Origin of the sequence: Bradyrhizobium sp. (genome assembly GCF_030654605.1) — a bacterium.
Taxonomy (GTDB): domain Bacteria; phylum Pseudomonadota; class Alphaproteobacteria; order Rhizobiales; family Xanthobacteraceae; genus Bradyrhizobium.
This window is the reverse complement of sequence record NZ_JAURXB010000110.1, coordinates 1-7,203: the sequence shown is the minus strand read 5'-3', so window position 1 is coordinate 7,203 and position 7,203 is coordinate 1. Positions and strand designations below refer to the sequence as shown.

General features: G+C 64.0%; 9 protein-coding genes. 6 read left to right on the top strand and 3 right to left on the bottom strand.

The window, feature by feature from the left end; all coding sequences use genetic code 11:
* The 4 genes from Q7U29_RS10970 to Q7U29_RS10955 form a co-directional block, all read left to right on the top strand.
* Nucleotides 1-1,374 (top strand): acyl-CoA carboxylase subunit beta (locus tag Q7U29_RS10970; protein ID WP_304741269.1); only part of this gene is annotated, 1,374 nt, incomplete at its 5' end.
* An 11-nt stretch (nt 1,375-1,385) separates the two neighbouring features.
* Entirely contained in the window at nt 1,386-1,703 is a 318-nt protein-coding gene (locus Q7U29_RS10965; RefSeq protein WP_304741267.1) for a hypothetical protein, read from the top strand.
* A 232-nt stretch (nt 1,704-1,935) separates the two neighbouring features.
* Nucleotides 1,936-2,358, top strand: coding sequence for a hypothetical protein (locus Q7U29_RS10960; protein ID WP_304741265.1), 423 nt, complete (start codon nt 1,936-1,938; stop codon nt 2,356-2,358).
* Between the two features lie 176 nt (nt 2,359-2,534).
* Entirely contained in the window at nt 2,535-3,536 is a 1,002-nt protein-coding gene (locus Q7U29_RS10955; RefSeq protein ID WP_304741263.1) for a tripartite tricarboxylate transporter substrate binding protein, read from the top strand.
* Nucleotides 3,537-3,721: 185 nt separating this feature from the next.
* Here Q7U29_RS10955 and Q7U29_RS10950 read toward each other — a convergent pair whose 3' ends face one another.
* Nucleotides 3,722-4,963 (bottom strand): glycerophosphodiester phosphodiesterase family protein, encoded by a 1,242-nt coding sequence (locus Q7U29_RS10950; protein ID WP_304741261.1) that lies wholly within the window; start codon nt 4,961-4,963, stop codon nt 3,722-3,724.
* A gap of 322 nt (nt 4,964-5,285) precedes the next feature.
* Here Q7U29_RS10950 and Q7U29_RS10945 point away from each other — a divergent pair, with 322 nt between their 5' ends.
* A complete protein-coding gene (locus Q7U29_RS10945) occupies nt 5,286-5,630 on the top strand; it encodes a twin-arginine translocation signal domain-containing protein (protein WP_304741259.1) in 345 nt (114 codons plus the stop codon).
* A gap of 136 nt (nt 5,631-5,766) precedes the next feature.
* Here Q7U29_RS10945 and Q7U29_RS10940 read toward each other — a convergent pair whose 3' ends face one another.
* The gene (locus Q7U29_RS10940) at nt 5,767-6,012 is read right to left on the bottom strand and encodes a GCG_CRPN prefix-to-repeats domain-containing protein (protein WP_304741257.1); all 246 of its coding nucleotides are present in this window, start codon (nt 6,010-6,012) and stop codon (nt 5,767-5,769) included.
* Nucleotides 6,013-6,169: 157 nt separating this feature from the next.
* A complete protein-coding gene (locus tag Q7U29_RS10935) occupies nt 6,170-6,868 on the bottom strand; it encodes a helix-turn-helix transcriptional regulator (RefSeq protein WP_304741255.1) in 699 nt (232 codons plus the stop codon).
* A gap of 215 nt (nt 6,869-7,083) precedes the next feature.
* Here Q7U29_RS10935 and Q7U29_RS10930 point away from each other — a divergent pair.
* The coding region (locus Q7U29_RS10930) for an NIPSNAP family protein (protein ID WP_304741271.1) at nt 7,084-7,203 on the top strand (120 nt) is incomplete at its 3' end.

Here is a 7,203-nt window from a genome sequence, read left to right as displayed (position 1 = left end):
TTCGTCGAGCACCGCTCGACCGAATTCGGCATGGAAAAATCGAAGGTGCCGGGCGACGGCGTCGTCACCGGCTGGGGCACCGTGAACGGCCGCAAGATCTTCGTGTTCGCCAAGGATTTTACCGTGTTCGGCGGCTCGCTCTCCGAGACCCACGCGCAGAAGATCGTCAAAATCCAGGACATGGCGATGAAGGCGAGGGCGCCGATCATCGGGCTGTACGATGCCGGCGGCGCCCGGATCCAGGAAGGCGTAGCTGCGCTGGCGGGCTATTCCTACGTATTCCGCCGCAACGTCATCGCCTCGGGCGTGATCCCGCAGATTTCCGTCATCATGGGCCCCTGCGCCGGCGGCGACGTCTATTCGCCCGCCATGACCGATTTCATCTTCATGGTGAAGAACACCAGCTACATGTTCGTCACCGGCCCCGACGTGGTGAAGACCGTCACCAACGAGGTGGTCACCGCGGAAGAACTCGGCGGCGCCAGCGTGCACGCGACGCGTTCCTCGATCGCCGACGGCGCTTTTGAAAACGACGTCGAGACGCTGCTGCAGATGCGCCGGCTGATCGACTTCCTGCCCAGCAACAACACCGACGGTGTGCCGGAATGGCCGAGTTTTGACGACATCGAGCGGGTCGACATGTCGCTGGACACGCTGATCCCCGACAATCCGAACAAGCCCTACGACATGAAGGAACTGATCCTGAAGGTGGTCGACGAGGGCGACTTCTTCGAGATTTCGGAAGCCTTCGCCAAAAACATCGTCACCGGTTTCGGCCGCATCGCCGGCCGCACGGTGGGCTTCGTCGCCAACCAGCCGATGGTGCTGGCGGGTGTGCTGGACTCTGACGCCTCGCGCAAGGCCGCGCGGTTCGTCCGCTTCTGCGATGCCTTCAACATTCCGATCGTGACCTTCGTCGACGTACCCGGGTTCCTGCCGGGCACCGCGCAGGAGTACGGCGGTCTGATCAAGCACGGCGCCAAATTGCTGTTCGCATTCTCGCAGGCCACGGTGCCGCTGGTCACGATCATCACCCGCAAGGCCTATGGCGGCGCGTTCGACGTGATGGCGTCGAAGGAAATCGGCGCCGACATGAACTACGCCTGGCCGACCGCGCAGATCGCCGTGATGGGCGCCAAGGGTGCCGTGGAAATTATCTTCCGTCAGGATATCGGCGACGCTGACAAGATCGCCGCGCGCACCAAGGAATATGAAGACCGCTTCCTGTCCCCCTTCGTCGCCGCCGAGCGCGGCTACATCGACGACGTCATCATGCCGCATTCGACCAGGCGGCGGATCGCCCGGGCGCTGGCGATGCTGAAAGACAAGCACGTCGAGATCCCGATGAAGAAACACGACAATTTGCCGTTGTGAAGGTCTGACCCATGCCCACCGCCTATTTCGTCGTTCGCGCCACCGTCAGCGATCCCGCCAAGCGCGCCGCGTTCGACGCGTGGTACCAAAAAGAACATCTGCCTGACGCCACCAAGGCGTTCGGCATCACCAGGGCGCGGCGGTTCTGGAGTGCCAGCGATCCGTCGCTGCATGTGGCGATGTATGAGTTTTCCGATCTGGCGGCGCTGGAGCGCGGCACCGGTCCCGACACCATGAAGCCGCTGGTCGCCGAATTCGACCGCTGCTGGCCCGGTGTCACCCGCACCCGCGAGGTGCTGGTGCTGGCGGAGGATTTTGCGGCGGCGTGAGCTCCTCTCGCCGTCGTCCCCGCGAACGCGGGGACCCATAATCCCGGTCATCTGTTGTTGAAAAAGGCCGTTGACCAGTGTGCTCGACAACAATGGCCGCGGCGTATGGGTCCCCGCGCCCCGTGCGCAATTGCGCACTAGGCGGGGACGACGATGGAGTTGTTATCGCTCCGCGCATCGAACCCGCTTCCTTCCCATCGCGACAAACGGGACCACGAGGGAAGGGGACTTCATGAAAAAATGGCTTTGCGGGGCGGCGGCATTGCTCGCCGCGGCTCCGGTGTTCGCGGCCGATGTCGCGACCTGCACGCTCGGGGCCGACCGCAAGACGGTCACGGTGACCGCCAGCAATCCCTATGCGCAGGTGATGGCCTGCGAGGTGAACTGCCATATGGCGATACCCAACGGGCTCGCCACCGTGGTCTGCGTCAAGCCGGTGCCGGTCGGCGCCAAGGATTTCGTGATGTGCACGGAGACCGCGAAGGCGGGCGCGACCTATACCCGGGTCAAGGAAACCGAGGCCAATTGCCCGGATCCCGCGGCGCCGCCGGCGGCTGTAAAAAAGGATGAGGACGACGACGCCGAGGCGGAGGCCCTGATGCAGAAGATGATGAAGCAGGGGCAGGATTTTCTCGACCGGCAGAAGCGGAAGTAGCCTTTCGGTCGCCTCACTTCATCGACATGCTGTCCGATCGCGGCCAATTCCGGCGCCGCCGGGCCGGTCGCATCCGCTACTAAAAGCCGGTCGAACCGGCTTGCCAAGCCTCCGGCGTAATGGCCTAATCGAGCAATTCAACCAAGCAAAAACCAACCTCCACAGGGAAACGCATCATGGGCTTTCAATCGCAGCGCGCTGGCGCGGGCGCCCTTCATCTTACACTGGCATCAGTCGCGCTTGCGGTCACGTTGGCTTGCGGACCGGCTGCGGCGCAGGACTGGCCGACCAAGCCGGTGACGTTCATCGTGCCATTCGCCGCGGGCGGCGGCACCGATGCTTTCGCTCGTCCGCTGACAGCGCAACTCGACAAGCAGCTCAACCAGCGCTTCTTGATCGACAATCGCGCCGGCGCCGGCGGCACCGTCGGGGCGTCCGCGGCGGCCAAGGCCGAGTCCAACGGCTACAATTTCTTCGTCGGCGCCGCGCACCACGCCATCGCGCCGGCGATCTATCTCAAGCTCGATTACGATCTCGAAAAGGATTTTGTCCCGGTCGTCCTGATCGCGGCCCCGCCGCAGGTGGTGACGGTCAATCCGTCCAAGGTCCAGGCCAAGACGCTGGCCGAGTTCATCGCCTATCTGAAGGCCAATCCGAACAAGGTGGATTACGCCTCGGCCGGTCGCGGCACCACGCATCATCTCTCGGGAGAATTGTTCCAGATCCTCTCCGGTACGCAGATGAACCACGTGCCCTATCGCGGCGCGGGCCCTGCGATGCAGGATCTGGTTTCCGGGCAAATCCACGTCATGTTCGACGGGCTCGGCACCTCCGCCAACCAGATCCAGTCAGGCACGCTGCGCGGCCTCGCGGTTGCAGCGCCGGCGCGTTCGCCCGCGATCCCGGATGTCCCGACCTCGGCGGAAGCGGGATTGAAGGGATTCGAAGTCTCGACCTGGTATGCGCTGTTCGCGCCAAAGGGCACGCCGCCGGAGATCGTCGCGAAGATGGCGGCCGAAGTGCGCAAGGCGCTGAATTCGGATCTGCTCAAGGAAATCTGGGCGAAGAACGGCTCCGCCACGCCAAACCTGGCGGGCCCGGAGTTCGGAAAATTCGTCAATTCCGAAGTTGCGCGCTGGGGCGACGTGGTGAAGAAGGCCGGCATCAAGCCGGAGTGATCGAACGCGTTGTCGAACGAAAATTTGCGCGGACTTGATCCGTAAAGAAGTCGTCGTCCCGGCCTTGAGCCGGGACCCATACGCCGTGACGTCTCGTTATGGCAAATCGATGGACGCTTTCCTTGGACCACTGGCGTCACGGCGTATGGGTCCCCGCGTTCGCGGGGACGACGGGAGAGTTACCCTCACTTCATCCCCGTGCAACTCGCGTAAAACGTCGTGGTCGCCGGCCAGTCCGAGAACATGCCGCGCACGCCGACCTGTTGCGCCAGCACGTCGAGCACGGTGAGCGTGTCGCCGTCGCGGTCGATCGCGGCCTTGATCGATTTGTGATAGAAGCCGCCGCCGCGGTCGAGCGGGCCGTCGCGCTCCAGCGACCATCCGATCAAATCGAGGCCGGCGGCCTTCGCCGCTTTGGCATATTCCGACGGCACGATCTCGCGCTTGTCGTTCAGCGCCAGCATCATGGCGATCGGCGGCGCCAGGATTTTGACGCCCTGCGCTTTCAGTTCGGCCATCGTCGGCTTCCATGTCTCGGGCTTGGCGGGGTGCAAACCGGACGTCTCGTAGCGGTCCTCGAGATATACCGCTTGCGCCGCGAACTCCGGCTCGGTCCTCACCCAATACAGGATGTCGGCAAGGCTAAAGCTCTGGGCGAACACGTCGCGTGCCGGAATGCCCGCGTCCTTGTAGGCCCGCAGCATCTGCGATGCGTATTTCTCCTGGGTGTAGTCGCCGTCGAACGGCATCGCGACTTCGGGCGCCTTCAGTTCCGGCGTGAATTTGGCTCCAAGACTCCTGATCAGCGCGATGCTCTCGTCGTGGGTCATCAGCGTGCCGGAATGGCTGTAGAGATCGGTGCGCCAGCGCGGCGTGCCGTTCTGATATTCGGCCACGGAGGTGGCGTTCGGATTGAAGCCGTCCATCTTGGCCGACAGCGTCCTGAATTCGGCCAGGGTGATGTCGCTGGTGCAGCACTTCGCGGATGCCTTGCGGCCGGTGGCGGGATCGGCCGGAATGAACGGCATGGTGCATTTTGCCGCAAGCGCGGGCAGCGACAGGATGTTGGTCGTGGTGTGCAGGTCGCATTGCGAATGCCGGCACACCAGTTGCCGGTCTTTTGTAAACGTCACATCGCATTCGATCACGCCTGCGCCCATTCGGGCCGCCGCGGAATAGGACTCCCTGGTGTGCTCGGGGAATTGCAGCGCCGCGCCGCGATGGCCGATGGAAAAATCGGTCTTGTGAAAAGGCCCGGTGCATTGCTGAAGTTTCTGCTTCAGCGGCCCGTCCTTCATCTTGTCGACGAGGTAGAAGGGCCGGGGACCGATCTGCGCCTCGCGCGGCAGATCTTGCGCGACAGCGGGCACGATGAAGGCGACGCACAACAGCGCGGACAGCAGGGCGGAGCGGTGGCGGATCGGCATGGGCGGTTCTCACTGATGATGCGCAGGCGGATATCATAGCATTGTGACAGGAGGTGGGTTGCGTATCCCATCTCTATCGTCGTCCCTGCCTAGTGCGCAATTGCGCACGAACGCAGGGACCCATAACCACAGGTGCCGTTTACTGCAGAAGGCGTCGCGGTTCAGTGCTTGAGCCGACGGTACACGGCGTATGGGTCCCTGCGTTCGCAGGGACGACAGCGGGGATGTGGTGCGATAAGTTGCATCGGTTCAGCCGGCATTCATCTGGCCGCGATCACACTCTCCTCGCATCACTCCATAGTGCCGCGACGAGGGAGATGTCATGGAACGCCGCCACTTTCTGAAACTCGCTTTTGGATTTGCCGCGGGCGCGGTGGCGCTGGCCGCGGGCGCTGAGGCCGAGGCCGCACCGCTCACGCCGCAACCGCTCACGAAAGACCTGCCGCCCGGAAACAGCGATGCGCAACCGGCGGTCACTACCGCTGATGAAGCGGATCGTCTGGCGCCCGAACAGGTGCGCTGGGGCCGCGGTCGCGGCAGGGGGTGGGGCAGGCGGGGTTGGGGCCGCCGCCGCTGGGGTTGGCGCCGCCGTCGATATTGGGGCTATCGCCGCCGCGTGCGTCGCCGCTACTGGCGCCGGCGCTATTGGCGCCGCCGTTACTGGTAAGTGCAATCGTTCCGGTTCGCGGGAGGGCGGATTTCCGTCCTCCCGTTGCTGCGTTGACGTCGGGCCGCCGGATGCGCAGCCCGCCAACAAAAAACCCCGCGCGAGCGGAGTTTTTGCCGTGATGCGTGACGTAAACTCAGTAACGGCAGCGTCCCGCATACCAGACCATGCCACGGGGGCAGACCCGGGCGCGCGGCACCACCACGACCGGAGCCGTCCGGTACACGACCGGCGGACGCACCACGACCACGCGGCGATTGGAGACGCATCCGCCATAGGGGCCGCGGTGGAAGCCAGGGCCACATCCCTGTGCAGCGTCGGCGACGGGAGCGAAGCCCACAACGGTAGTTGCAAGCAGGGCTGCTGCGATCAGATATTTCATGTCTTCTCTCTCATTGCATGCCGCATTGCACGGCGCCGGAATCCCTGTGATTCGACAGGTTGCCGAATACAACACGCCGGTCCATTTGTGCGACCTTAATGCGGCGACCTGAACGCGGAATGAATGCGCACGGCGACGGTTTCATTGAGCGCAGCGATTAATCCGAACTCTCGCCGAACAGCGCGGCAAAACGCTTCTCGCCGCTGCGGGTGAAATTGACGACCCGGCTGCCGGGGGCGGCGTCGCGTGCCGCCCAGTTCAGTTCGGTGAACCGCGCCATGATCGCCGCGCCCAGCGTGCCCGCGAGATGATGGCGCCGCTCGCTCCAGTCGAGGCAGGCCTTGCACAGCGGGCGGCGCGGATGCGCCAGCGCGGCCGAGTCGATCTGCAGCGCCTTCGCCATGAAGCGCTCGCCCTCGGCGGTGAGCTCGATCGTCTGCCTGGTCTGGCGCAGCAGGCGCTGCTTGCGCAGGCTGTCCAGCATCTGCACGCCGAGATCGCCGGCCAGATGGTCGTAGCAGATCCGCGCGCGGCGCAGCGCCGGATCCTTCGGCCCGGTGCGCAGGCGCATGTGGCCGGCGCGTGCGGCCAGGCCGGCGAGGCCCTCGAGCACGCCGGCGACATCGGGATCGCTGAGCCGGTAATAGCGGTGGCGGCCCTGCTTTTCCTGCTCGATCAGACCGCCAACCTCGAGCTTCGACAAATGCGAACTCGCGGTCTGCGGCGTGATGCCGGCCTGGTGCGCCAGCTCGCTGGCGGTCAGCGCGCGGCCACCCAGCAGCGCGGTCAGCATGTTGGCGCGCGCGGGATCGCCGACCAGAGCGGCGATCATGGCGATGTCGGGACCGGCTTTCATAGTTCGATGTTAGACGAAGCATCGATGTCGTCAAGGGGATTATGTTGATTGGACCGACGCTATTCCCGTTCGTCATTGCGAGGAGCCAACGGGTCGCGCGAATGCGCGCCCGATGACAGGCTCCGCGACGAAGCAATCCAGCCTGTTGTTGGCAAAGCTGGATTGCTTCGCTTGCGCTCGCAATGACGGCTGCTGGAACATTGGAGTCTAAAAAATTGACCATCACCGTTTTCATCCGCTACCAGCTCGATCCGTTCAAGCGCGCGATGTTCGAGCAGTATTCGAAAAACTGGCTCACCATCATTCCGAAATGCGGCGGCGACCTGCAGGGATAC

Bases quoted from the DNA above. Each gene is read 5' to 3' on its own strand.
- Q7U29_RS10955 (WP_304741263.1), top strand. From the start codon at position 2,535: ATGGGCTTTCAATCGCAGCGCGCTGGCGCGGGCGCCCTTCATCTTACA.
- Q7U29_RS10950 (WP_304741261.1), bottom strand. From the start codon at position 4,963: ATGCCGATCCGCCACCGCTCCGCCCTGCTGTCCGCGCTGTTGTGCGTC.
- Q7U29_RS10940 (WP_304741257.1), bottom strand. From the start codon at position 6,012: ATGAAATATCTGATCGCAGCAGCCCTGCTTGCAACTACCGTTGTGGGC.
- Q7U29_RS10935 (WP_304741255.1), bottom strand. From the start codon at position 6,868: ATGAAAGCCGGTCCCGACATCGCCATGATCGCCGCTCTGGTCGGCGAT.
- Q7U29_RS10960 (WP_304741265.1), top strand. From the start codon at position 1,936: ATGAAAAAATGGCTTTGCGGGGCGGCGGCATTGCTCGCCGCGGCTCCG.
- Q7U29_RS10965 (WP_304741267.1), top strand. From the start codon at position 1,386: ATGCCCACCGCCTATTTCGTCGTTCGCGCCACCGTCAGCGATCCCGCC.
- Q7U29_RS10945 (WP_304741259.1), top strand. From the start codon at position 5,286: ATGGAACGCCGCCACTTTCTGAAACTCGCTTTTGGATTTGCCGCGGGC.